General features: G+C 74.0%; 20 protein-coding genes. 16 read left to right on the top strand and 4 right to left on the bottom strand.

What is annotated here, in order from left to right; translation table 11 throughout:
- Nucleotides 1-48: 48 nt before the first annotated feature.
- From FHX71_RS21950 to FHX71_RS21940, 3 genes are all read right to left on the bottom strand, one after another.
- Nucleotides 49-486, bottom strand: a complete 438-nt coding sequence (locus FHX71_RS21950) for a VOC family protein (protein WP_182619536.1) — start codon at nucleotides 484-486, stop codon at nucleotides 49-51.
- 40 nt (nucleotides 487-526) lie between these two features.
- Nucleotides 527-1,813, bottom strand: coding sequence for a homoserine O-acetyltransferase MetX (gene metX, locus FHX71_RS21945; RefSeq protein ID WP_182619535.1), 1,287 nt, complete (start codon nucleotides 1,811-1,813; stop codon nucleotides 527-529).
- Nucleotides 1,814-1,892: 79 nt separating this feature from the next.
- Complete coding sequence (locus FHX71_RS21940; RefSeq protein WP_182619534.1) at nucleotides 1,893-3,230, bottom strand: bifunctional o-acetylhomoserine/o-acetylserine sulfhydrylase; 1,338 nt, start codon at nucleotides 3,228-3,230, stop codon at nucleotides 1,893-1,895.
- A 425-nt stretch (nucleotides 3,231-3,655) separates the two neighbouring features.
- Here FHX71_RS21940 and FHX71_RS29835 point away from each other — a divergent pair, with 425 nt between their 5' ends.
- Nucleotides 3,656-5,032, top strand: coding sequence for a C40 family peptidase (locus FHX71_RS29835; protein WP_182619533.1), 1,377 nt, complete (start codon nucleotides 3,656-3,658; stop codon nucleotides 5,030-5,032).
- Between the two features lie 62 nt (nucleotides 5,033-5,094).
- Here the strand turns inward: FHX71_RS29835 and FHX71_RS21930 are convergent, their stop codons facing one another.
- Nucleotides 5,095-5,595 (bottom strand): inorganic diphosphatase, encoded by a 501-nt coding sequence (locus FHX71_RS21930; RefSeq protein WP_182619532.1) that lies wholly within the window; start codon nucleotides 5,593-5,595, stop codon nucleotides 5,095-5,097.
- A 257-nt stretch (nucleotides 5,596-5,852) separates the two neighbouring features.
- Between FHX71_RS21930 and dacB the strand changes: the two genes are divergently transcribed.
- From dacB to FHX71_RS21850, 15 genes are all read left to right on the top strand, one after another.
- A complete protein-coding gene (dacB, locus tag FHX71_RS21925) occupies nucleotides 5,853-7,304 on the top strand; it encodes a D-alanyl-D-alanine carboxypeptidase/D-alanyl-D-alanine endopeptidase (protein WP_312877169.1) in 1,452 nt (483 codons plus the stop codon).
- Between the two features lie 33 nt (nucleotides 7,305-7,337).
- Nucleotides 7,338-8,423, top strand: coding sequence for an Rv3626c family coenzyme F420 biosynthesis-associated protein (locus FHX71_RS21920; protein WP_182619531.1), 1,086 nt, complete (start codon nucleotides 7,338-7,340; stop codon nucleotides 8,421-8,423).
- 2 nt (nucleotides 8,424-8,425) lie between these two features.
- Complete coding sequence (gene tilS, locus FHX71_RS21915; protein ID WP_182619530.1) at nucleotides 8,426-9,628, top strand: tRNA lysidine(34) synthetase TilS; 1,203 nt, start codon at nucleotides 8,426-8,428, stop codon at nucleotides 9,626-9,628.
- Between the two features lie 3 nt (nucleotides 9,629-9,631).
- A complete protein-coding gene (hpt, locus tag FHX71_RS21910; protein ID WP_182619529.1) occupies nucleotides 9,632-10,186 on the top strand; it encodes a hypoxanthine phosphoribosyltransferase in 555 nt (184 codons plus the stop codon).
- Nucleotides 10,187-10,346: 160 nt separating this feature from the next.
- Entirely contained in the window at nucleotides 10,347-12,386 is a 2,040-nt protein-coding gene (gene ftsH, locus FHX71_RS21905) for an ATP-dependent zinc metalloprotease FtsH (RefSeq protein WP_182619528.1), read from the top strand.
- A gap of 13 nt (nucleotides 12,387-12,399) precedes the next feature.
- Nucleotides 12,400-13,023: a GTP cyclohydrolase I FolE gene (gene folE / locus FHX71_RS21900; RefSeq protein ID WP_246403368.1), complete on the top strand. Its 624-nt coding sequence runs from the start codon at nucleotides 12,400-12,402 to the stop codon at nucleotides 13,021-13,023.
- Nucleotides 13,024-13,109: 86 nt separating this feature from the next.
- Nucleotides 13,110-14,069, top strand: a complete 960-nt coding sequence (gene folP / locus FHX71_RS21895) for a dihydropteroate synthase (protein WP_246403503.1) — start codon at nucleotides 13,110-13,112, stop codon at nucleotides 14,067-14,069.
- Nucleotides 14,066-16,735, top strand: coding sequence for a 2-amino-4-hydroxy-6-hydroxymethyldihydropteridine diphosphokinase (gene folK / locus FHX71_RS29480; RefSeq protein ID WP_312877168.1), 2,670 nt, complete (start codon nucleotides 14,066-14,068; stop codon nucleotides 16,733-16,735). The genes folP and folK overlap by 4 nt, the downstream gene beginning before the upstream one ends.
- A 25-nt stretch (nucleotides 16,736-16,760) precedes the next feature.
- A complete protein-coding gene (locus FHX71_RS21880; protein ID WP_312877167.1) occupies nucleotides 16,761-17,222 on the top strand; it encodes a DUF3180 domain-containing protein in 462 nt (153 codons plus the stop codon).
- A 35-nt stretch (nucleotides 17,223-17,257) separates the two neighbouring features.
- Nucleotides 17,258-17,749, top strand: coding sequence for a PH domain-containing protein (locus tag FHX71_RS21875; RefSeq protein WP_182619525.1), 492 nt, complete (start codon nucleotides 17,258-17,260; stop codon nucleotides 17,747-17,749).
- The gene (locus FHX71_RS21870) at nucleotides 17,746-19,350 is read left to right on the top strand and encodes a PH domain-containing protein (protein ID WP_312877166.1); all 1,605 of its coding nucleotides are present in this window, start codon (nucleotides 17,746-17,748) and stop codon (nucleotides 19,348-19,350) included. Before FHX71_RS21875 ends, FHX71_RS21870 begins: the two co-directional genes overlap by 4 nt.
- A 3-nt stretch (nucleotides 19,351-19,353) precedes the next feature.
- The gene (locus tag FHX71_RS30180) at nucleotides 19,354-20,328 is read left to right on the top strand and encodes a Rossmann-like and DUF2520 domain-containing protein (protein WP_182619524.1); all 975 of its coding nucleotides are present in this window, start codon (nucleotides 19,354-19,356) and stop codon (nucleotides 20,326-20,328) included.
- On the top strand, nucleotides 20,325-21,278 hold the full coding sequence (gene panC / locus FHX71_RS21860; protein ID WP_182619523.1) for a pantoate--beta-alanine ligase: 954 nt from the start codon (nucleotides 20,325-20,327) through the stop codon (nucleotides 21,276-21,278). The genes FHX71_RS30180 and panC overlap by 4 nt, the downstream gene beginning before the upstream one ends.
- A gap of 4 nt (nucleotides 21,279-21,282) precedes the next feature.
- Nucleotides 21,283-21,789: an aspartate 1-decarboxylase gene (gene panD / locus FHX71_RS21855; RefSeq protein WP_020017944.1), complete on the top strand. Its 507-nt coding sequence runs from the start codon at nucleotides 21,283-21,285 to the stop codon at nucleotides 21,787-21,789.
- The gene (locus FHX71_RS21850) at nucleotides 21,786-23,465 is read left to right on the top strand and encodes an L-aspartate oxidase (RefSeq protein ID WP_182619522.1); all 1,680 of its coding nucleotides are present in this window, start codon (nucleotides 21,786-21,788) and stop codon (nucleotides 23,463-23,465) included. Before panD ends, FHX71_RS21850 begins: the two co-directional genes overlap by 4 nt.
- Nucleotides 23,466-23,574 lie beyond the last annotated feature (109 nt).

The raw sequence follows: 23,574 nt of genomic DNA, 5'->3' as shown, positions 1-23,574 counted from the left end.
CCTACCTGGCCCGCGGTGCCGGGCCAGGTAGGCGGTACGAACGGAGGATCACCTGCCGGACTGCTCCGTGCCGATGTCGAACATCCAGGAGATGCCGAACTTGTCGGTGAGCGCCCCGTAGTAGTCGCCCCAGGGCGCGAGCTCGAGCGCCTGGCCCGGGGTCGCGCCGTCGGACAGCTTCTCGTAGGCGCCCTTGATGTACTCGTGGTCGTCCGGGCCGCCGGTCAGGGAGACGGTGACGCCGCTGGTGGGCGCCACGTACTCCATGAACGACGGCGTGTCGGCCGCCATGATCGTGAGGCCGCCCGGTGCGTCGAGCTGCCCGTGCATGACGAGGTCCTTGTCCTCGTCGGGGGTCGGCATACCCTCCATGGGGTTCTCGCCGAAGGTGCTGACGGCGAGCTCGCCGCCGAGCACGGACCGGTAGAAGTCCAGGGCGTCCTTGGCCTCGGACTTGAAGCTGAGGTACGGGTTGAGCTTTGCCATACGGCCACGCTAAGCCTGAGGCGCGCGGTCCGCGCGACGGTTACCCGAGGAACTCGCTCACCATGGGGCCGATCTGGTCGGCCTCGACCAGGAACCCGTCGTGCCCCACGTCGCTCGTCACGATCCGCAGCGGCTCGGCCCCCGGGATCCAGCGCGCGAGCCGCGCGGACTGCGTGGGCGGGAAGAGCCGGTCACTGTCCACGGCCACCACCAGGGTGCGGGCCGTGATCTGGCTGAGCGCGCCCTCGACGCCGCCGCGGTCGCGGCCCAGGTCGTGCGACAGCATCGACTCGGTGAGCACCAGGTAGGAGTTCGCGTCGAACCGCCGGGCCAGCTTGTCGCCGTGGTGCTCCAGGTACGACTGCACGGCGAAGCGGCCGCCCGCGAACGGGTCCTCGCCGCCCTGCGGCAGCCGCCCGAAGCGCTGGTCGAGCTCGTAGCCCGTCCGGTACGTCGTGTGCGCGATCTGGCGGGCGATGCCCAGTCCGGTGTGCGGGCCGTCGTCGTCGGCCGCGTCGTAGTAGTCGCCGCCGCGGAAGCGCGGGTCCACGCGGATCGCCGCGAGCTGCGGGTGCGCCCACGCGATCTGGTCCCCGCCCGTCTGGGCCGTGGTGGCGATGGCGGCGAGGTTGCGCACCTCGACGCCGGCCTCGGGTCCGAGCAGCGCCCACTCCAGCACGCGCAGGCCACCCATGGACGCGCCGATGACGAGGTCCCACGAGCGGATGCCGAGCTCACGGGTCAGCGCGATCTCCACGGCCACCTGGTCGCGGGTCGTGACGTAGGGGAAGCGGCCGCCCCAGGGGAGCCCGTCGTCCGCCGTCGACGACGGCCCGGTGGTGCCCTGACAGCCCCCGAGGGCGTTGGGCGCCACCACGAAGTACCGGTCGGTGTCGATGGGCCGGCCCGGGCCCACCATCTGGCCCCACCAGCCGGGCGTCACGTGCCCCGGCCCGGCCTCGCCGGTGACGTGCGAGTCGCCCGTGAGGGCGTGCAGCACCAGGACGGCGTTCGAGCCGTCGGCGTTCAGCGTGCCCCAGGTCTCGTAGGCCACGCGGACGGCGGGCAGGCGGCCGCCGGCCTCCAGCTCGAACGCGCCGACGTCGGCGAACAGCCGGCGCCCGGGGTCGTCACCCTCCCGCCACGCGCCGCTCGGCGGTACCGGCGGCTTGCTCCGGGTCCGCGACGCCTCCACGGGGCCCGCCGGTCCGGGCGCGGCGACGTCGCCCCCGCCGTGCGTGTCGTCCGGCACGGAGAACGGGACGTTCACGCTGCGGACGCTCGGGTCGACGGCACCGTGAGCGGCCTTCGGGATGGTGACGGCCATGGCTCCTCCTGCGGCTCGGGATGGTAGGGCGGGCACCGGAGGGTGCTCCGGTGCCCGCCCTGGTGGGAACACGGGTGGGTCAGTCCTGCTCGCCGCCGAGGAGGTTCTTCGCGGCGGTGAAGCCGAGCTCCAGGTCGGCCAGGACGTCCTCCACGTTCTCCAGGCCCACGGCGAGGCGGACCAGGCCGGGCGTGACGCCCGACAGGGCCTGCTCGTCCGGCGTGAGCTGGGAGTGGGTGGTGGACGCGGGGTGGATCACGAGCGAGCGGACGTCGCCGATGTTCGCCACGTTGGAGTGCAGCCGCAGGGCCGAGACGAAGGCCTGCCCGGCCTCGCTGCCGCCGTCCAGCTCGAACGCGAGCACGGCGCCGGCGCCCTTCGGCGCGTACTTCTGGGCGTTGCCGTACCAGGGCGAGCTGGGCAGCCCGGCGTAGTGCACCCCGCGGACGTCGTCGCGCGCCTCCAGCCACTGCGCGACGTGCTGCGCGTTGACGACGTGCCGCTCGACCCGCAGCGACAGCGTCTCCAGGCCCTGCGCGAGCAGGAACGCGTTGAAGGGCGAGATCGCCGCGCCGAGGTCGCGCAGGAGCTGGACGCGCGCCTTGAGCACGAACGCCAGGTTGGCGCCCAGCGCGCCGCCGACGCCGAGGTCGCGGGCGAAGACGAGGCCGTTGTAGCTCGGGTCCGGCGTGTTGAAGCCGGGGAACCGCTCGGGGTCGGCCGCGAAGTCGAACCGGCCGCCGTCGACGATCACGCCGCCGATCGCGCTGCCGTGCCCGCCCAGGTACTTGGTCGCGGAGTGCACCACGATGTCGGCGCCGTGCTCGAACGGGCGGATGAGGTACGGCGTCGCGACCGTGTTGTCCACGATCAGCGGGACGCCGGTCTCGTGGGCCACGCCGGCGACGCCCTCGATGTCGAGCACGTCCGAGCGCGGGTTCGGGATGGTCTCGCCGAAGAACGCCTTGGTGTTGGGGCGGACAGCGGCGCGCCAGGCGTCGAGGTCGTGCGGGTCGTCCACGAACGTGGTCTCGATGCCGAACTTGGGGAGCGTGTGGTGCAGCAGGTTGTACGTGCCGCCGTAGAGGCTCGCGGACGCGACGATGTGGTCGCCCGCCTGCGCGAGGTTGAGGATCGCGAGGGACTCGGCCGCCTGGCCGGACGCGACCAGCAGGGCGCCGACACCGCCCTCCAGGCTGGCGATCCGGTCCTCGACCACCTGCTGCGTCGGGTTGCCGATGCGGGTGTAGATCGGGCCGAGGTCCTTCAGCGCGAACCGGTCCGCCGCGACACCGGCGTCGGGGAACACGAAGGACGTGGTCTGGTAGATCGGCAGCGCGCGGGCGCCGGTGGTGGGGTCGGGCTCCTGGCCGGCGTGGATCTGACGGGTCTCGAACGACCACTGGGGCTGAGTCATGGCTCTCCCTGCTTCCTGTGCGGGTGGCGTGCTTCTGGCTGAACTGACCGAGCGGTGCCGCGGCGTGCCCCGGAGGGCCTGCGCATCAGGGGATGGGTCCGCGGCGGGGTCGAGGGCGCGCACGCGGAGGTCGGCCGAAGCGGCCGAGGGCAGGCGAACGTGCGCTGGATCAGCAACAACACATTCGACGAGTCATGGTGTGACCGTAGACGCACCAAGGCCAGGTCGAAAGACATGTCTTGAATCGTGAGATGCAGAAATGAGACACCGCGGGTGACTCCGGGCGCGTGTCGTCCTATGCGGTGTTTTGCCTTCCGGATGCGTACTTCAGAGGCTCGGGGCACATTTGGACCGGTAACAACGAAGTGATTCACAGGATCTGCGCAAGGCGACACGCCGACGGGCCGCGGATCGAGAGGGGGATCATGCGACGCACTCACACCGTGCTGGGGCTCCGGGCCCTGGGGTCGGCGGTGCTCGCCCTCGGCCTGGTGCTCCCGTGGGGCCCGGGCGCGGAGGCGGACCCGCTCACCGACCCGCCGGGCGCGCCGTCCGCGCAGGACGTCCAGGACGCACGGGACGCGGTCGACGCCGGGACCCTCGACGTCCAGGAGGCCGAGGCCGCGCTCGTCGCGCTCCGCTCAGAGCTGGAGGCCGCGCAGGTGCGCGTCCAGGTCGCCGCGGCCGACTACGCCGAGGCGCAGCAGGCCGTGGAGGAGGCGAAGCGGGAGGTGGCCGCCGCCCGGTCCGCGGCCGCGAAGGCGCACGAGGGCGAGGTCACGGCCCGGGGGAGCCTGGCCGAGGTGTACCGGGCGTCGTCCCGCGACAGCGGCCTGGGCCCGCTCGGCGTCGCCCTGCAGGCCGACTCGGTGCCCGACATGGTGGGCCGCAGCGCGGCGGAGCGCGCCGTGCAGCGCAAGATCGGCGGGGCCCTGGCCGAGTACCAGGAGGCGCGGGCCTCCTCGGAGTCCGCCGACGCGCGCTGGACGGCCGCGAAGAAGGAGCTCGACGCGGCGGCCGAGCGGGCCGGGACCGCGTACGACGCCGCCCAGAGCGCCGCGGCGGACCTGGAGGCGCGGACCCGGGCGGCCGAGGCGGACCGGCAGGCGCTGGTCGAGCGGCTCGCGGAGCTGCGCCAGACCAGCGTGCGGGTCGAGCGGGAGCGGGAGGCCGCCCGGGCGGCCGCCGCGGAGGCGGAGCGCGAGGCCGCGGCACGGGCCGAGCTCGAACGGCAGCAGGCGGCCCGGGACGCGGCCCGCGCGGAGGCGCGTGCCGAAGAGGCCGCGCCCTCGCCTGGTGGTTCAGGCGGGTCGGGCGGTTCCAGCGGTTCCGGGTCCGGCTCCGGTTCCGGTGGGGGCGGCGGGGGCGGCACGACGTCGTCCGGCCCGCCCGCTCCGGCCGTCCCGCCGACGTCGGGGGTCACCGCCGGCTCGGCGGGCCGGGGGATCGGCGCGGTGTCCTGGGCCCGGACCAAGATCGGCTCGCCCTACCTGCTCGGCGCCGCGGGGCCGACGTCGTACGACTGCTCGGGCCTGACCATGATGTCGTGGGCGAGCCAGGGCGTGAACATCACGCGGACGTCGCGGTCGCAGTACCTCGCGGTCGGCAAGGTGGGTTACGCGGCGCTGCGCCCCGGCGACCTCATCTTCTACGGCTCGGACCCGGGCGACCCGTCGTCGATCTACCACGTCGCCATGTACACGGGCGGCGGCATGATGATCGAGGCGACGCTGCCGGGGCACCCGCTCTCGGAGAACCCGCTGCGGCTCTCGGGCGCGATGCCCTACGCGGGCCGCCCCTGAACGTGTCAGACGCACAGGTCCCTGGAGGGACCTGTGCGTCTGACACGTAGGGTGCGAGTCGCTCAGTGCTTGTCGTAGTAGCCCGTGTCCTTGGCCCGCTGGATCGAGCGGACGATCTCGGCCTCGGCGTCGGCGCGGCCCACCCAGTGGGCGCCCTCGACGGACTTGCCGGGCTCGAGGTCCTTGTAGACCTCGAAGAAGTGCTGGATCTCCAGGCGGTGGAAGTCCGAGACGTCGTCGATGTCCTGGCGCCACGCCGCGCGCTGGTCACCGGTCGGCACGCACAGCACCTTGTCGTCGCCGCCGGCCTCGTCGCGCATGCGGAACATGCCGAGGGCGCGGCACCGGATCAGGCAGCCCGGGAACGTGGGCTCCTCGAGCAGGACCAGGGCGTCCAGCGGGTCGCCGTCCTCGCCGAGGGTGTCCTCGATGAAGCCGTAGTCGTCCGGGTAGCGCGTCGAGGTGAAGAGCATGCGGTCGAGGCGGATGCGTCCGGTCTCGTGATCCACCTCGTACTTGTTCCGCTGACCCTTGGGGATCTCGATCGTGACGTCGAACTCCACGCCGATGTGCTCCAGTTCTCGATGTTGGTCGCCGAAGTGTCTTACCGCGGCGGCGGTCTTGCGCCTGTCCAGTGTGCCATGCGCGGTGTATCCCGACCCTTACCTGTGGTCAGAACCACTGTCCGTGTTCGGCATAATTCGCAGCGTGCGCGTCACGCGCGGGAGACGGCGGCACGAGTGGGTGAAATTTCCCGTGAATCGCCGTTGTCGTACCCGCCGCGTGGTTTGCCGCGACTAGAGTTGGCTATGGCTTTCACGTGACGATCGAGAGGATGCCCATGGAGTGGGGGTTGCGCTCCGGCGCTGCCGTCGCCGCGGTCGTCGCACTGTTCGGTGGGTACCTGGTGGCGGACGCGTACGACGTCGTCCCCGGCATGCTCACCACTGCCGCACCCTGGCCCGAGCCGAGCCCGTTCCCGTCCGCCCCCGGCGCCGTCGACGGGCCCGCGCCCGCCGCGCTCCTGGAGGATCTCCCGGACGACGCCCCGGTGCCGGACAGCGTCGAGATGCAGCGCCTGGTGAGCGACCTGGCGAAGGACAAGCGGCTCGGTTCCCGCATCGGCGTGGTGGTGGCCGACGGCGCGACGGGCCAGGTGCTCGGCTCGTCGAGCCCCGACAAGCTGATGACCCCCGCGTCCACGCAGAAGCTCTTCACCGGCGTCGCCGCGCTCTCGTCGTCGATCGCGGACAGCACCCTCGACACCAAGGCCGTCCTCGTGGGCGACAACACCGTCGTGCTGGTCGGCGGCGGCGACATGATGCTGTCCGAGGGCAAGGGCGACCCAAACGCGGTTAACGGCCGTGCCGGGCTGGCGGACCTCGCCCAGCAGGTCGCCGCCAAGATCAAGGTCACAGGCGCCACCGAGGTGCGGGTCGCGCTCGACGACACGCTCTTCACCGGCGACCAGATCGCCCCCACGGTCGCCAGCCCCAACATCGCGGCCGGCTACATCGCCCCCGTCTCCTCCGTGGGCGTCAACGTGGGCCTGCTGTCCGACGGCTACACCGACAACGGCCCCCGCGCGTCCGACCCGGGTAAGTACGCCGCCGAGGCGTTCTCCGCGGCCCTGGAGGACCAGGGGCTGACGACGGCCGGGGCCGTGATCGACGAGACCGCCCCGGACGACGCGCGCGTGCTGGGCGAGGTCAGCTCGGCGCCGCTCGCCGAGGTGGTCGGGTTCGCCATGCAGTACTCCGACAACACGATCACCGAGGTGCTCGGGCGGCTCGTCGCGGTGGACGCGGGGCTCCCCGGCTCCAACGACGGCGCCACTCAGGCCGTGATCGCCGCCGCGAAGCGCCTCGGCGTCGACATGACCGGCGCCCGCCTGCGGGACTGCTCCGGGCTCGGCGACGGCTCGTACCTGAGCGGGCAGCAGCTCACGGACCTGCTCGGCGTCATGGTCGACCCGGCCCAGCCCGAGCTGCGCAGCGAGGCCACCGGGATGCCGATCGCCGGGCTCTCCGGGACGCTCGACTCCACCCACGGCCGCTTCACGGGCCTCAACCCCGCCCGCGGGCTGGCGCGGGCCAAGACCGGCAGCCTGCCCAAGGTGCGCGCGCTCGCCGGGACGGTCGTCACGGCCGACGACCGGCTGCTCGTGTTCTCCGTGCTGGCCGACTCGATCCCGGCCAAGCAGACGGTGGGCGCCACGTCCATCTACGACGCCTTCGTGGGCGACCTCGCGGCGTACTCCGCGCAGGGCTGACGCGGTACCGCCCGCGGCCGTTACCGTGGTCCGGTGACCCAGGCCTCCGCAACCCCTCAGATCGTCGACTGGTCGGCGGCAGCACAGATCGCGGCACGTCTCGCCGCGCCCGGCCCCCGGGCGGAGCGCGACGAGCTCGACGCGCTCGTGGCGGGCCTGCGGTCGGCGGCGGGCGACGCCGTCGGGCACGTGCTCGAGACCACGCGCATGACGCCGGTCTCCCCGGGGCCGGACGGCGCCGGGCTGAGCCCGGTCGCGGTCGTGGACCGCGCGACCTGGGCCCGGGCGAACACGCAGTCGATGTCCGTCATGACGGACGGGATCGGCGAGGTCGTGGCCGAGATCTCCCGCAGCGCCACGTCGGCGGGCGCCCAGATGGCCGGCGCCGCCGAGATCGGGGCGGTGCTCGCCCTGCTCAGCGGCCGGGTGCTGGGCCAGTTCGACCCGTACTCCGGGTCCGGCCGCCTGCTGCTGGTCGCCCCCAACGTGCTGCAGGCGGAGCGCGCGCTGGAGGTCCCGGTGGCGGACTTCCGGCTGTGGGTCTGCCTGCACGAGCAGACGCACGCCCTCCAGTTCGCCGCGGCCCCGTGGCTCTCCGAGCACCTGAGCGGGCGCACGCGCGGCCTGGTCACGGGCATGGCCCGCACGTCGGCGGAGCTCGCGAAGGCGCGGTTCGACCGCAAGATCGCCACGATCGGGCGCAGCGTGCTCGACGCCCTGCGCGGCGAGGGCGGCACCATCATGGACGGCATGCTCACGCACGAGCAGAAGGCCGAGCTCGCCGACATCACCGCCGTCATGGCCCTCCTGGAGGGGCACGCCGACGTCATGATGGACGCCGTCGGGCCGCGGGTGGTGCCGTCCGTGCGGCGCATCCGGGCCAAGTTCGAGCGGCGGCGCGACGGCGAGGGCCGCAGCACCTTCGACGTCGTCGTGCAGAAGCTGCTCGGCATGGAGGCCAAGCTCGCGCAGTACCGCGACGGGGCCGCGTTCGTGCGCACCGTGGAGCGGGCCGTGGGCCGCGAGGGGCTCAACGCCGTGTGGGCCGGGCCCGAGAACCTGCCCAGCGCCCGCGAGATCGCCGACGCCCGCGCCTGGGTACGCCGGGTGCACGGCTGACCGTGGCACGGGTCGACCCCGCCGTCGCGGCGGCCCGCACCGCCGTCCGGACGGCGCTGGCCGGCCTGGGCCCCGGCGACCTCGTGCTCGTCGCCTGCTCCGGCGGGGCCGACAGCCTCGCCCTCGCCGCGGCCGTGGCCTTCGAGGCCCGCCGCGTCGGCAGGTCGGTGCGCTCCCGCGGGCACGCCGTCCGGGCGGGGGCGGTGGTCGTGGACCACGGGCTCCAGGAGGGCTCGGCCGACGTCGCCGCGCGGGCCGCCGAGCAGTGCCGCGCCCTGGGCCTGGACCCGGTGCTCGTCCGGCGGCCGGAGCGGCCCGCCCGGCCCGCCCTGTCCGAGGGGCAGGCCCGGCCGGAGCGGCCCGACGGCGCGGGCGCCGGAGGGCCCGAGGCCGCCGCCCGCGAGCTGCGCTACGGCGCGATCGAGGAGGCCGCGGCCCAGACCGGTGCCGTCCGCGTGCTGCTCGGCCACACCCTCGACGACCAGGCGGAGCAGGTGCTGCTCGGCCTCGCCCGGGGCGCCGGCGCCCGGTCGCTCGCCGGGATGCCCCGGGAGCGCGGCATCCTGCGCCGGCCCTTCCTCGGGCTGCGCCGGGCGCAGACCGAGGCCGTGTGCGCGGCGTCGGGCCTGGACTACTGGACGGACCCCACCAACCTGCTGCCCGACGCCGGGTCCGCCGATCGGTTCACGCCGCTGCGCTCGCGGGTGCGGGGGCGCGTGCTGCCGGTCCTGGAGGAGACGCTCGGGCCCGGCGTCGCCGAGGCGCTCGCACGCACGGCGGACCAGCTCCGGGACGACGCCGACCTGCTGGACACCCTCGCGGCCGACCTCCTGGCCGGCGCCCGGGCGGCGGCCGTGCCCGGGCCGGACTCCCAATCTGAGCCCGACTCCGGACCGGGGCTCGACTCCGAACCCGGGGAGGACGCGCTCGACGTCGAGGTGCTGGCGCGGGCCCACCCGGCGCTGCGGCGCCGGGCCCTGCGGCTCGCCGCGCTCGCGGCCGGCTGCCGGCCCACGGACACCACGACGCGGCACGTGGACGCGCTCGACGCGTTCGTCGTGTCCTGGAGCGGCCAGGGTCCCGCCGGGCTCCCGGGCGGCGCACGGGCACGTCGCGCGTGTGGCAGTCTTTTCCTGCGCGCCGCGCCGACCGGGATCTCGGACGGCTGGACCGGCGTCCGACCCCCCACAACGACACAGGAGTGACCCGTGGACAAGTCCGACGTCGGCCCCGACCTCGCAGAGGTTCTGCTCACCGAGGAGCAGCTCAGCAGCAAGCTCGACGAGATGGCCGCCCAGATCGACGCGGACTACGCGGGCAAGGACCTGCTCCTGGTCGGCGTGCTCAAGGGCGCGGTCATGGTGATGGCCGACCTGTCCCGCCGCCTGCACCACAAGGCGCAGATGGACTGGATGGCGGTCTCCTCCTACGGCTCGGGCACCAAGTCCTCCGGGGTGGTGCGCATCCTGATGGACCTGCGCTCGGACCTGACGGGCCGCAACGTGCTCATCGTCGAGGACGTCATCGACTCGGGCCTCACGCTGTCCTGGCTGGTCTCCAACCTGCGCTCACGCGGCCCCGAGTCCGTCGAGATCGCGTCGATGCTCCGCAAGCCGGACGCCGCGCAGGCCGACGTCGACGTGAAGTACCTCGGGTACGACATCCCGAACGAGTTCGTGGTCGGGTACGGCCTCGACTACGCCGAGAACTATCGCAACCTGCCGTTCGTTGCCACCCTGGCACCGCACGTCTACGGCGGCTGAGTCGGTGCCCGTCCCGGGCGGTTCGTCGCGTCCGGGCGAGTGTGGTCCAGGAGTCACATGCTCTGGGCGAACACTCGGGGCTCCTCTCAGGGAGACCATGTAGTTTCGACGGATACATCTTGCGCGAGCGGAGGGAAACGGGGCTCGGTCCCCGTCGCCGATGAACATCAAGAAGCTTCTGAGTGGGCCTGTCATCTGGATCCTGGTCGCCTTGGTCGTGGTGACGCTGGCCATCTCGGCACTGAACCAGCCCAATGTCTCGCGAATCGAGACGTCACAGGGGATCGAGCTGCTGAACGGCAGCACCGTCGAGCACGCCCTCATGGTGGACGGCGAGCAGCGCGTCGAGCTCGAGCTCTCGAAGGCGTACAAGTCGACCGAGGGTGAGGGCGACGCCGCCGAGGAGGTCGACCACGGCAAGACGGTCGAGTTCTTCTACACGCAGCCGCAGGGCGACCGCGTCGAGGACGCCATCGTCAAGTCCGACCCGTCCGGCGGGTTCGACTCGGAGGTGCCGCAGCCCAGCTTCTGGTCCTCCATGCTGTCGGTGCTGATCCCGTTCCTCCTGATCGGTGTCGTGTTCTGGTTCCTGCTGTCGCGGGCCCAGGGTGGCGGCAACCGGGTCATGGGCTTCGGCAAGTCCAAGGCCAAGCTCGTCAGCAAGGACACCCCGCAGGTGACCTTCGCCGACGTCGCCGGCGCGGACGAGGCCGTGGAGGAGCTCCAGGAGATCAAGGAGTTCCTGGCCGAGCCGGCCAAGTTCCAGGCCGTGGGCGCGAAGATCCCCAAGGGCGTGCTGCTGTACGGCCCGCCCGGTACCGGTAAGACGCTCATCGCGCGTGCCGTCGCCGGCGAGGCCGGCGTGCCGTTCTACTCGATCTCCGGCTCGGACTTCGTCGAGATGTTCGTCGGCGTCGGCGCCAGCCGCGTGCGCGACCTCTTCGAGCAGGCCAAGCAGAACTCGCCCGCGATCATCTTCGTCGACGAGATCGACGCCGTAGGCCGCCACCGCGGTGCCGGCATGGGTGGCGGGCACGACGAGCGCGAGCAGACGCTGAACCAGATGCTCGTCGAGATGGACGGCTTCGACGTCAAGACGAACGTCATCCTGATCGCCGCGACGAACCGCCCCGACATCCTCGACCCGGCGCTGCTGCGCCCGGGCCGCTTCGACCGCCAGGTCGCCGTGGAGGCCCCGGACCTCAAGGGCCGTGAGGCGATCCTCAACGTGCACGCGCAGGGCAAGCCGATGGTCCCGGAGGTGGACCTCGCGGCCGTCGCGCGGCGTACCCCCGGCTTCACGGGTGCCGACCTGGCGAACGTGCTCAACGAGGCCGCGCTGCTCACCGCGCGCAGCGGTGCCCAGCTCATCGACGACCGCGCCCTCGACGAGGCGATCGACCGCGTCGTGGCCGGACCGCAGAAGCGCACGCGCGTCATGCAGTCCAAGGAGCAGAAGATCACGGCCTACCACGAGGGCGGCCACGCCCTGGTGGCCGCGGCGATGCGCTACACGGACCCCGTCACCAAGGTGACGATCCTGCCGCGTGGCCGTGCCCTGGGCTACACGATGGTCATGCCGCTCGAGGACAAGTACTCGACCACGCGCAACGAGCTGCTCGACCAGCTCGCCTACGCGATGGGCGGGCGCGTCGCCGAGGAGATCGTGTTCCACGACCCCACCACGGGCGCCTCGAACGACATCGAGAAGGCCTCGGCCATCGCGCGCAAGATGGTGACCGAGTACGGCATGAGCGAGCGGGTCGGCGCCATCAAGCTCGGCACCAGCTCGGGCGAGCCGTTCCTGGGCCGTGACTACGGGCACGAGCGGGACTACTCCGAGGCCGTCGCCGGCACCATCGACAACGAGGTGCGCAAGCTCGTCGAGGCCGCGCACGACGAGGCGTGGGAGGTGCTGACCCAGTACCGCGACGTGCTCGACGACCTGGTGCTGCGCCTGCTCGAGAAGGAGACGCTGAACCAGAAGGAGCTCGCGGACGTCTTCGAGCCCGTCGAGAAGCGTGCCGCGCGCGACGTCTGGCTCTCCAGCGAGCAGCGCACCGTCCACACGCGGGGCCCGGTCCTGACGCCCAAGGAGGTGGCGGCCCAGAACGGCCACACCTCCGTGGTGCCGCAGGACGAGGCCGTCGTGGACGCGCCGACGCCGTCGGACGACGTCCACCCCGACCCGTCGAACTGACCGGAGCACCACGATGACCGACGGGTCGATCAGCCCCTTGTCGACGCCCGTGCGGCGTGCGGCGGACATCCCGCCGTACGACGCCGCACGGGCCGAGGCCGCGGTGCGCGAGCTCCTCCTCGCCGTCGGCGAGGACCCGGAGCGGGAGGGCCTGCGCGAGACGCCGGCCCGCGTCGCCCGGGCGTACCAGGAGATCTTCGCGGGCCTGCGGCAGGAGCCGGAGGACGTGCTGACCACCACGTTCGACCTCGGTCACGAGGAGATGGTGCTGGTCAAGGACATCGAGGTGTACTCCACCTGCGAGCACCACCTGGTGCCGTTCCACGGCGTCGCGCACGTGGGGTACATCCCGAACGTGGACGGCCGCATCACGGGGCTGAGCAAGCTCGCGCGCCTGGTCGAGGTGTACGCCCGCCGTCCGCAGGTCCAGGAGCGCATGACCACCCAGATCGCGGACTCCCTGGTGGAGCTGCTCGAGCCGCGCGGCGTGCTCGTCGTGGTGCAGTGCGAGCACCTGTGCATGTCCATGCGGGGCGTGCGCAAGCCCGGCTCCCGCACGATCACCTCCGCGGTGCGCGGCGTCATGCGGGACGGGGCGACGCGGGCCGAGGCGATGAGCCTCATTCTCGGGAAGTGACGGTGTCCGCCGCCGTCCGCTCTTCCACCCGGGACGCTCGGGTACACGGCCTGCCCCAGCTTTCCGGGGCAGGCCGCACCCTCGTGATGGGTGTGGTCAACGTCACCCCGGACTCGTTCTCGGACGGCGGGGAGTGGTTCGAGCCGTCCGCGGCCGTCGCGCACGGGCTGGAGCTGCTCGGCGAGGGCGCGGACATCCTGGACGTGGGCGGCGAGTCCACCCGGCCCGGGTCGGTGCGCGTACCGCAGGACCAGGAGCTGGCGCGGGTGCTGCCCGTGATCGAGCGGCTCGCCGCGCACGGCGCCGTCGTCAGCGTGGACACCACGCGCGCGGCCGTCGCGGAACGTGCGGTGGCCGCCGGCGCCCGCATCGTGAACGACGTCTCCGGCGGGCTCGCCGACCCGGAGATGGGCCGCGCGGTCGCCGAGACCGGCGCCGCCTACGTGGCGATGCACTGGCGCGGCCACGCGGACGTCATGGACGACCTCGAGGTGTACGACGACGTCGTGGCCGACGTCCGCGACGAGCTCGCGGCCCGCATGGCCGCGCTGCACGACGACGGGGTCCGGCCCGACCAGCTGATCCTCGACCCGGGGCTCGGCTTCGCCAAGGCCGGGGTGCTGAACTGGCCGCTGCTGGCCCACCTCGACGCGCTGCACCAGCTCGGCCGCCCGGTGCTCGTCGGCGCCTCGCGCAAGCGGTTCCTCGGCCACCTGCTCGCGGACCAGGCCGGACGCCCGGCACCGCCGCGGGCGCGCGACGACGCGACCGCCGCCATCTCGGCGCTGTCGGCGGCCGCGGGCGCCTGGTGCGTCCGCGTGCACACCGTCCGGGCGAGCGTCGACGCCGTCAAGGTCGCCGCCGCGTGGACCGCCGCCGACGGCGACGCCCGGGTAGGGTCGCCGGGGACTTCTTCCCGATCCGCACCGGAGGCATTGACTTCCACCGTGGCCTTGACCACAGAATCGTGGACGGCCGGGGGACAAGACATGCCAACCTGGCAGGATTCCGGTGCAGGCAACGACGATGGGGGAGGACCACGGTGACCACAGCGTTCGGAACGGGCGTCACAGGCCCGGACGGCCATCAGCTGGACCAGATCCAGCTGAGCGGCGTGAGCGCGCGGGGGTACCACGGTGTGCTGCCGTCGGAACGGCAGACCGGCCAGGAGTTCCGGGCCGACGTCGTGCTGTACATGGACGCGCGCCCCGCGGCCGCCGGCGACGACCTGGCCCGCACCGTGAGCTACGCGGACGTCGCGGCCGACGTCCACGACATCCTGAAGGGCGACCCCGCCGACCTCATCGAGACGGTCGCGGAGCGCATCGCCGCCGCGGTGCTGGCCCGCCCGCAGATCGAGGCCGTGGACGTGCGGGTGCACAAGCCGCACGCGCCCATCCCGGTGCCGTTCGCCGACGTCGAGGTGGCGATCCGCCGCGACCGCACCCGCGTGCCCGTCGTGGCCGCGCCGGCGGCGCTGCACGGGCTGGAGCCGGCCGCCGACGCCGTCCCGGCCGAGCTCGAGCCGCAGGACTTCGAGCCCGTCGCCCGGCCCGTGGCCGAGGAGCCGGAGCCGTTCCGGCCCGAGCCGTACGAGCCGTACCAGCCGGTCGAGCAGTCGGCCCCCGTCGCCCAGCCGGCCGTCGAGGAGCCCGAGCCGCTCCCCGTGCCCGAGCTCATCGCGCCCGAGCCGCTCGGGGTCATCCCCGCGGCGTGGGAGCTGCAGGCCGAGGCCCCGGCGCAGCCCGAGCAGCGCGAGAACCTCGCCAAGGAGCCGGTGTTCCAGCAGGGCGAGCAGTTCCAGCCCGAGGAGCAGTTCCAGCGGGGCGAGCCGTTCCAGCCGCAGGAGCAGTTCGAGCCCGAAGAGCAGTTCCAGCCGCAGGAGCAGTTCCAGCAGGGCGAGGCCTTCCAGCCGCAGGAGCAGTTCCAGCCCCAGGAGCAGTTCACCCCGCAGGAGCAGTTCACGCCCGAGACCGCGTTCGAGCCGGTCCAGCAGTACGAGTCCCTCCAGGGGCTCGACCAGCGGCCGGGGATCGACCAGCGGAACAGCTTCGACCAGCAGCTCCAGCAGTTCGAGCCGCAGCAGTACGACCAGGCGCAGTACGACCAGCCGCAGCAGGGCTTCGAGCAGCAGCCGTTCGAGCAGCAGCGCCGTGACGCGCAGCCGAACCAGTACGACCAGATGTTCGAGCAGCAGTACGACCAGGGCGACATGGAGACGACCCGGGTGTCGGCGGCGGTCCCCGACCCCGCCGTCGGGCAGCCGGAGCCGGCCTTCGCCCAGGAGCAGTTCGCCCAGGAGCAGTACCCGCAGGAGCAGCAGTACCAGGCGGAGCCCCGCGACCGGTTCGACGAGGTGCCCGCCGGGTACGTCGAGGTGGTCGTCGCCATCGGCGCCAACCTGGGTGACCCCCAGGCGACCATGCGGTCCGCGGTCGCCGAGCTGGACCGGGTGCCCGGGGTGCAGATCACCGACGTGTCGCCGCTGGCCCGCACGGCCGCCGTCGGCGGGCCGGAGGACCAGCCCGACTACCTGAACGCGGTGCTGCTGGCCCGTACGACGCTCTCGGCGCGCGCGCTGCTGCAGGCCTGCCTGGAGGTCGAGAACCTGCACGGCCGCACCCGCGAGGAGCGCTGGGGCGCCCGCACGCTCGACGTCGACCTGATCACGTACGGCACGCTGACCGACTCCGCCGAGGACATCGAGATCCCGCACCCGCGGGCCCACGAGCGCGCCTTCGTGCTGGAGCCCTGGTCGCAGATCGCGCCGGAAGCAGTGCTGCCCGGCCTGGGCGGCGGGCCCGTGGGCCAGCTCGCGGCGACCGCACCCGACCGGACCGGCATCCGCTGGCTCGCGCTCGACTGGCTGACCGACCCCGAGCCGGAGCAGGGCAGCGGTGGGCCCACCGTCTCGAACCAGCCCGCCGTGGCCGACGACGGTCAGGACGGGCGCTCCGCCGAGATGCCGCCGGCCCTGCCCCCGTCGCTCCCGCCGAGCGGGCGCCCGAAGGCCTCGCCCGGCGGCCCCGTGGTCGAGGTGCCCGGCGGCGGTCAGCCGCAGGCGCACCACAGCGGCCCCGTGGACCTGGACGGACCCCCGCAGCAGGACCCGTACGCGGGCGGCACCCACCCGCAGGCCTACTCCAGCGGACCCGTGCAGGGCCCCGGCGGCTCCGTGCCGATCCCGCACCAGGCGCAGGCCGCCCCCGTGGCGCCGCCGGCCGGCGTGCCGGGTACCGGCTCGCCCGTGCCGCCGCCCGAGGAGGCACTCGTCCCGGCCCCGCCGGCGCCGATCGCCCCCCGCGCGGTCCGGGACACGGCCCACGAGGAGCCGGCGCACGAGCCGCTGCCGCCGGGCTCCCCGGCGCCCGCCAAGCCCGTCTTCGCCCCGGTCAACCCGTCGCGCCAGCAGAGCGGCGTGTTCCCGCCGATGAACGGCGCCCCGCAGGAGCCCTCGTCACCGGTGTTCGCCCCGGTCGGCCCGCCCCCGAACGGCGCGTCCGACGCGGACCGGAACGGCCAGTCGAACGGCCACTCCGGCGGCCACTCGAACGGGCAGCTCAACGGGCTGCGGGACGCCTACGACAACGACCACACGGTGATCCGGGTCCCGGGCTACGCGACCGAGCAGTCGCTCCCGCCGTCGGACGGCCCGATCGACTCGGTGCCCTCGTGGGTGCCGGTGCGGGACGAGCGCGGGCGCGACGCCTGACATGCGCAGAACCCCGGTCCGGTCCTTGATCGCAGTCCTCGTGGCTGTCGCGGTGGTCGGTTGGCTCGTGCTGCGCGCCCTCGAGTCGCGCTCCGTGTACCTGCCCGTCGTGCCCTGGCTCGTCGACGTCGCGATCCTGGTGCTGGCCGGCGGCGTCTTCTGGTCGGGGTGGGCCGTGCGGGCCTACCAGAAGGGCAAGCGCCCCAGCCTCGACGGCATCCGGGCCGCCCGGACGCTCGTCCTGGCGAAGGCCGCGGCCCTGACCGGCTCCCTCCTGGGCGGCTGGTACCTGGCGCAGGTGCTGGTGGTGCTCGGCGACCTCGCGATCGAGCCGCGCCGCGACCGCGCGGTCGCGGCCGCCGTGGCCGTGCTGTGCTCGGTCGCGCTGGCCGTCGTCGGCCTGGTCGTGGAGAAGTTCTGCGAGCTGCCGCCGTCGGACAAGGACCGCAACGGGTCCGAGGAGGACGGGTCGCCGGCGCCTGCCTGACGCCTCGCTACCCACCGGAACGGGTCTGCGGAACAATGGGCAGCATGACCAGCCCATTCGAACCGCACGACGTGACCTGGAACCGCGTGTCCCCGCGGCTCGTGACGGCCCGGCTGGTCCCGGGCGCCATCAGCCTCGGCATACCCGCGGTCATCGGCGTCGCCCTCGCGGTGACCGTCAGCCCGTGGTTCTGGATCCTCGCGGGCGTGCCCGCCCTCTCCCTGCTGTGGTCGGTCCTGCTGGTCCCGCGGCAGGTCCGCGCGATCGGGTACGCCGAGCGCGACGACGACCTGCTCATCCGCAAGGGCGTCATGTTCCGGTCGATGGTCGTGGTGCCCTACGGCCGCATGCAGTACGTGGACGTCGAGGCCGGGCCGCTCGACCGCAAGCTCGGCCTGGCCAAGGTGCAGCTCCACACGGCGTCGGTCGGCACCGACGCCCAGATCCCCGGCCTGCCGCCGGACGAGGCGGCACGCCTGCGTGACCGCCTGGCGTCCCGCGGCGAGGCCCGGCTGGCGGGGCTGTGAGCGCGGAACCGCAGCCCGGCACGGACCCTGCCACGTCGGACCCTGCTCCGACGGACCCCGCCACGTCGGACCCCGTCACGACGGACTCCACCGAGAACCTCCAGTGGCGGCGCGTCCACCCGATCACCCCCCTGGTGCGGGGCTGGGCGGTGGTCGGCGCCGCGGTGGTCATCCTGGGGCAGCAGAGCATCGAGGGCGGGCCGCGCGGCGGCCTCATCGCCCTGGTGTCCGGCGAGTACTGGTGGACGCTGCTCGCGGCGCTGGCCGCCGTCGCGCTCGTGGGCTGGGGCTACTCGACGCTGGCCTGGCGCATGACGACGTTCGCCGTCGGCGAGGAGACCGTGCACCTGCGGCGCGGCATCCTGTTCCGGCAGCAGCGGCACGCTCGGCTGGACCGGCTCCAGTCGGTGGACATCCGGCAGCCCCTGGTGGCCCGGTTCTTCGGGCTGTGCGAGCTCACCCTGGAGACGGCGGGCGGCACCGACTCCGGCGTCGCCATCGGATTCCTCAAGGGGGCCGACGCCGACGAGCTGCGCGCCGAGCTCCTCGCCCGTGCGGCGGGCCTCAAGGTGGCGGACCGGCGTCAGGTGGCCCCGGCCGCGCCGGCGCCGTCCGACGCGGTGAGCGCGCCCGTCCCGGAGGGGACGGCGCCCCAGGACGCCGGCGCCCCCGTCCAGGACGCGCCGCCCCAGCCCGCGCCCGCGGGCAGCCTCGAGGCGCCCCAGGTGCCCGTGCTCAGCGTGCCCCTGGGCCGGCTGATCGCGTCCGTGGTGCGCTCCGGGGCGATGATCACGCTGCTCGTCTGGGCCCTCGGGGTCGTCGTCGTGATGATCGCGACGGGCGAGTTCGCCGTCATCTCCGCCTCCCTGCCCGCGGTGCTGGGCGCCGGCGGCTACCTGTTCAACCGGATCACCGGCGAGTTCGACTTCCGGGTGGCCATCTCGCCCGACGGCGTCCGCCTGCGGCACGGCATGCTGGAGACGCGCTCCCAGACCATCCCGCCCGGCCGCGTGCAGGCCGTCCGCCTGGTGCAGAGCGTGCTGTGGCGGGGCCGGGACTGGTGGCGCGTCCAGGTGAACGTGGCCGGCTACGGCGGCGAGAGCGAGGAGAAGAACAGCGTGCTGCTCCCGGTCGGCACCCGCGAGGAGGCGCTCACCGTGCTCTCCCTCGTGCTGCCCGACCTCGGCGTCGACGAGCCGCGCCGCGTTTTGGACGCGGGCCTGGACGGCGACTCCCGGACGGAGAGCGTCTACATCACCGCTCCGCGCCGGACGCGCATACTGGACCCGGTGGCATGGCGCCGCAACGGGTTCACCGTGACGGGCCGCGCGCTGCTGCTGCGCCGGGGGCGCATGGTCAAGATCCTGGACGTGGTGCCCCACGAGCGGACGCAGTCGCTGGCCCTGAGCCAGGGGCCGTGGCAGCGCCGGCTGGGCGTGGCCTCGTTCCAGGTGCACTCCACGGAGGGCCCGGTGCACCCGGAGGTGCCGCACCTCGAGGCCGCGGACGCGGCGCAGCTCATGACCGAGCAGGCCCGGCGGGCCCGCACCGCGCGTGCGGCCGCCGGTCCCGAACGCTGGATGGAACGACAGGGGGAGTGACCCGTGAGTGACCCCGACGAGGCGGGCCGCAGGCCTGGCCGGCTGGGTGTCGGATTGGTGGGCGGGGGACGCGTGGGCGCGGTGCTCGGCAACGCGCTGCGGGCCGCGGGCCACGCGGTGGTCGGCGCGAGCGGCATCTCGGAGGACTCCCGGGAGCGCATCGAGACGCTCCTGCCCGGCGTCCCCAACCTCGAGGTGCCCGACGTCGTGGAGCGGGCCGAGCTCGTGCTCCTCGCGGTGCCCGACGACGCCCTGGAGACCCTGGTCTCCGGCCTCGCCGAGACCGGGGCCTGGCAGCCCGGCCAGCTCGCGATCCACACGTCCGGGCGCTTCGGCACCGCCGTGCTGGAGCCCGCCCGGCTGGGCGGCGCGATCCCGCTCGCGATCCACCCCGCGATGACGTTCACCGGCACGTCGCTGGACCTCGCGCGCCTGGAGGGCTGCACGTTCGCCGTGACCGCCCCGGCGCCGGTGCTGCCCATCGGGCAGGCGCTCGTGGTCGAGATCGGCGGCGAGCCCGTGGTCGTGGACGAGCAGGCCCGCGGGCTGTACCACGCCGCGCTCGCGCACGGCGCGAACCACCTCGTGGTGCTCGTCGCGCAGGCCGCGCAGGCGCTGGAGGCGGCCGGTGTCGAGCTGCCCGGTCGGGTGCTCGCGCCCCTGCTCTCGGCGGCCCTGGAGCAGGCGACGCGGTCCGCGGACGCGCGCGACGGCGTCGGGCCGGGGGCCATCTCCGCACTGACGGGACCCGTGTCCCGGGGCGACGTCGGCACCGTGCGACGGCACCTGACCGAGCTCAGCGCGCTCGCCGCCGAGAGCGGCGCCACCGACGTGCCCGACAGCTACACCGAGCTCGCCCGCGGGGCCACGCGCCGCGCGCTGGCGAGCCACCGCATCGGCGACACCGCCGCACAGGCCCTGCTGGACGTGCTGGACGGCGCCAGCGGGGAGTCGCACGCCGGAAGGAACAGACCGTGAGCACCGAGACCACGACCCCCTCCGGTGCGGGACCCGCGCAGCGCACCCCGCTCGTGGTCCGCACCCGCCCCGAGCTCCAGGACGCGCAGATGCGCTGGGCCCTCAGCGGTCCCCTGGAGGGCGCCGGGCCCGACGCCGGGCCGGGACAGCGCGCCGTCGTCATGACCATGGGCGCGCTGCACGAGGGGCACCTGGAGCTGGTGCGCCGGGCGCGCGCCGAGGCCGGGCCCAACGGCCAGGTCGTCGTCACGATCTTCGTGAACCCGCTCCAGTTCGGCGCGGGCGAGGACCTGGACAAGTACCCGCGCGACCTGGAGGGCGACGTCGCGCGGCTCGCCGGGGTCGGGGCCGACGTCGTCTTCGCGCCCACGCCCGACGTCGTCTACCCGGACGGCGACCCCGTGGTGCGGGTGTCCGCCGGGCGGGTCGGCGAGGTGCTGGAGGGCGAGTTCCGCCCCGGGCACATGGACGGCGTGCTCACCGTGGTGCTCAAGCTGATGCACCTGGTGCGGCCCGACGTCGCGCTGTTCGGCGAGAAGGACGCCCAGCAGCTCCTGGCCGTGCGCCGCATGGTGCGCGACCTGGAGGTGCCCGTCGAGGTCGTGGGCGTGCCGACGGTGCGCGAGCCCGACGGCCTGGCCCTGTCCTCGCGCAACGCCTACCTGGCGCCCGACGAGCGCGAGCAGGCCCTGACGCTGTCGCGCGCGCTGCGGGCGGGGGCCGCCGCCGCGGACCGCGGGGCGGCGGGTGTGATCAACGACGCGCGCGAAGTGCTGGACGGGGCCGACGGCGTCGTGGTCGACTACCTGGCGCTCGTCGACCCGGTGACCGTGGACGCGGTCACCGACGACTTCTCCGGCCCCGCGCTGCTGCTCGTGGCCGCACGGGTGGGTTCCACCCGCCTGATCGACAACCAGGCCGTCGAGGTCTCGCCAGAGGTCCAGAGGTAACACCATGAGCACCACCGAGCACCGTCCGCCCGTCGGCCGTCCCGCCTCGCTGCAGCGGCCGATGATGATCTCCAAGATCCACCGCGCCACCGTGACGCAGGCGGACCTGCACTACGTCGGGTCCATCACCGTGGACGCCGACCTGCTCGACGCCGCCGACCTCGTCCCCGGCCAGCAGGTCGACGTGGTCGACGTGACCAACGGCGCCCGGCTGACCACCTACGTGATCCCGGGCGAGCCCGGCTCCGGGCAGATCTGCATCAACGGCGCGGCGGCCCACCTGGTCAGCCCGGGCGACGTGGTCATCCTGATCGGCTACGGCATGCTCTCCGACCACGACGCACGCACGTTCCTGCCGCACGTCGTGTTCGTCGACGGCGACAACCGCATCGTCGAGATCAACGACGAGCCCGGGCACGTGCCCGACGGGTACGGGCTGGAGGAGAGCGGCCTGCCGATCGAGCCGTTCCAGCACGCGGGCCTGGTGCGTACGGCGTCGGGCCGGGCGTGAGCAGCACTCCCGGACCGGGCCCGCGGCTGGCCCGGTCCCTCGCGGCGCCCGCGCCCGGCTGGACCGTCGAGGCCGACGCGATCGTCGTCGGCTCCGGGATCGCGGGCCTGACGGCGGCGCTGGAGCTGCGCACCCGCGTGCCGCGCGTGGTGCTGGTGACCAAGGGCGAGCTGTCCTCGGGCTCGACGGTGTGGGCGCAGGGCGGCATCGCCGCGGCGCTCGACCCGTCCGACTCGCCCGAGGCGCACCTGGCGGACACGCTCGCCGCCGGCGGCGGCCTGGCCGACCCGGAGGCCGTGCGGGTGCTGGTCACCGAGGGCCCGGAGCGGGTGCGCGAGCTCGTCGCGCGCGGCGCCGTCTTCGACAAGGCGGCCGACGGTGACATCGCGCTCACCCGCGAGGGCGGCCACCACGCCGACCGCATCGCCCACGCGGGCGGCGACGCCACGGGCGCGGAGATCTCCCGCGCGCTGGTCGCGCAGATCGAGGCCGTGCGGCACGACCCGGGCATCGAGGTGGTCGAGAACGCGCTCGTGCTGGACGTGCTGACCACGGTCGGCGGGCGGGCCTGCGGTGTGACCCTGCACGTCCGGGGCACGGGCTCGCGCGACGGCGTCGGCGCCGTGCTGGCGCCGGCCGTCGTGCTGGCGACCGGCGGGATCGGGCAGGTGTTCCGGTCGTCCACCAACCCGGCCGGCGCGACGGGCGACGGTATCGCCGCCGCGCTCCGGGCCGGGGCCGTGCTGGGCGACCTGGAGTTCGTCCAGTTCCACCCGACCGTGCTGTGGCTGGGCTCGGGCGCCAAGGGCCAGCTCCCGCTCATCTCCGAGGCGGTGCGCGGCGAGGGTGCCCTGCTGCTCGACGTCAACGGGCACCGGTTCATGCCGGGCGTGCACGAGATGGCCGAGCTGGCGCCGCGGGACGTCGTCGCGCACGCGATCGTGCGGCAGATGGCCGCCACCGGGGCCGACAACGTGCTGCTCGACGCCCGCCACCTGGGTCGGGAGTTCCTCCGGACGCGGTTCCCCACGATCAACGCGCGGCTGCTGGAGGCCGGCATCGACTGGTCCGAGGAGCCGGTGCCCGTGGCGCCCGCGCAGCACTACCACTCCGGCGGCGTGGTGACCGACCTCGACGGGCGGTCCTCGGTGGACGGGCTGTACGCGGTCGGCGAGGTCGCGTGCACCGGCGTGCACGGGGCCAACCGGCTCGCGTCGAACTCGCTGCTGGAGGGCATCGTGTTCGCCTCCCGCGCGGCCCGCGACATCGTGGACCGGTTCGAGACCGGCGACCTGAAGCCGGGGGAGCCGGTTGCCCGGCCGGGCGGGGCGGCGCTGGTCGCGGCCGCCGCGAGGTCGCGGATCCAGAAGGTCACGTCCGCCGGGGCTGGCGTGATCCGGTCGGCCCGGTCGCTGGCCGACGCCGACGAGCGGCTGGGCGCCGTCCGCGCGGACGCGCACCGCGCCGCCGACGTCGTGGCCGAGCCCCAGGCCGCCGAGTGGGAGACCACCAACGTGCACCTGGTCGCCCGCGCGCTGACCCGCGCGGCGTGGCTGCGCGAGGAGACCCGCGGCGGCCACTACCGCACGGACTTCCCGCGGCCCGACGACGCCTGGCGGCGGCGGGTGCTGGTCCGGCTGGACGACGACGGGGTGCTGACGACCCTGCCGTCGTAGCCTCCCGTCGGCCGCCGAGGACTGACTTTCGTTCAGCAGGCCGCAGCCGACCGTTTCCCACCGGGTGATGGTCGGCTGTGGCCTGCTGAACCGGAGTCAGCCCGAGGTG

The sequence above is a fragment of the Promicromonospora sukumoe genome, assembly GCF_014137995.1.
GTDB classification, from domain to species: Bacteria; Actinomycetota; Actinomycetes; order Actinomycetales; family Cellulomonadaceae; genus Promicromonospora; species Promicromonospora sukumoe.
This window is presented reverse-complemented; position numbering and strand designations above follow the sequence as displayed.

Coding starts and splice junctions, on each gene's coding strand:
- FHX71_RS21950 (WP_182619536.1), bottom strand. CDS start 486: ATGGCAAAGCTCAACCCGTACCTCAGCTTCAAGTCCGAGGCCAAGGAC.
- metX (WP_182619535.1), bottom strand. CDS start 1,813: ATGGCCGTCACCATCCCGAAGGCCGCTCACGGTGCCGTCGACCCGAGC.
- FHX71_RS21940 (WP_182619534.1), bottom strand. CDS start 3,230: ATGACTCAGCCCCAGTGGTCGTTCGAGACCCGTCAGATCCACGCCGGC.
- FHX71_RS29835 (WP_182619533.1), top strand. CDS start 3,656: ATGCGACGCACTCACACCGTGCTGGGGCTCCGGGCCCTGGGGTCGGCG.
- ftsH (WP_182619528.1), top strand. CDS start 10,347: ATGAACATCAAGAAGCTTCTGAGTGGGCCTGTCATCTGGATCCTGGTC.
- folE (WP_246403368.1), top strand. CDS start 12,400: ATGACCGACGGGTCGATCAGCCCCTTGTCGACGCCCGTGCGGCGTGCG.
- folP (WP_246403503.1), top strand. CDS start 13,110: ATGGGTGTGGTCAACGTCACCCCGGACTCGTTCTCGGACGGCGGGGAG.
- FHX71_RS21875 (WP_182619525.1), top strand. CDS start 17,258: ATGGGCAGCATGACCAGCCCATTCGAACCGCACGACGTGACCTGGAAC.
- panD (WP_020017944.1), top strand. CDS start 21,283: ATGAGCACCACCGAGCACCGTCCGCCCGTCGGCCGTCCCGCCTCGCTG.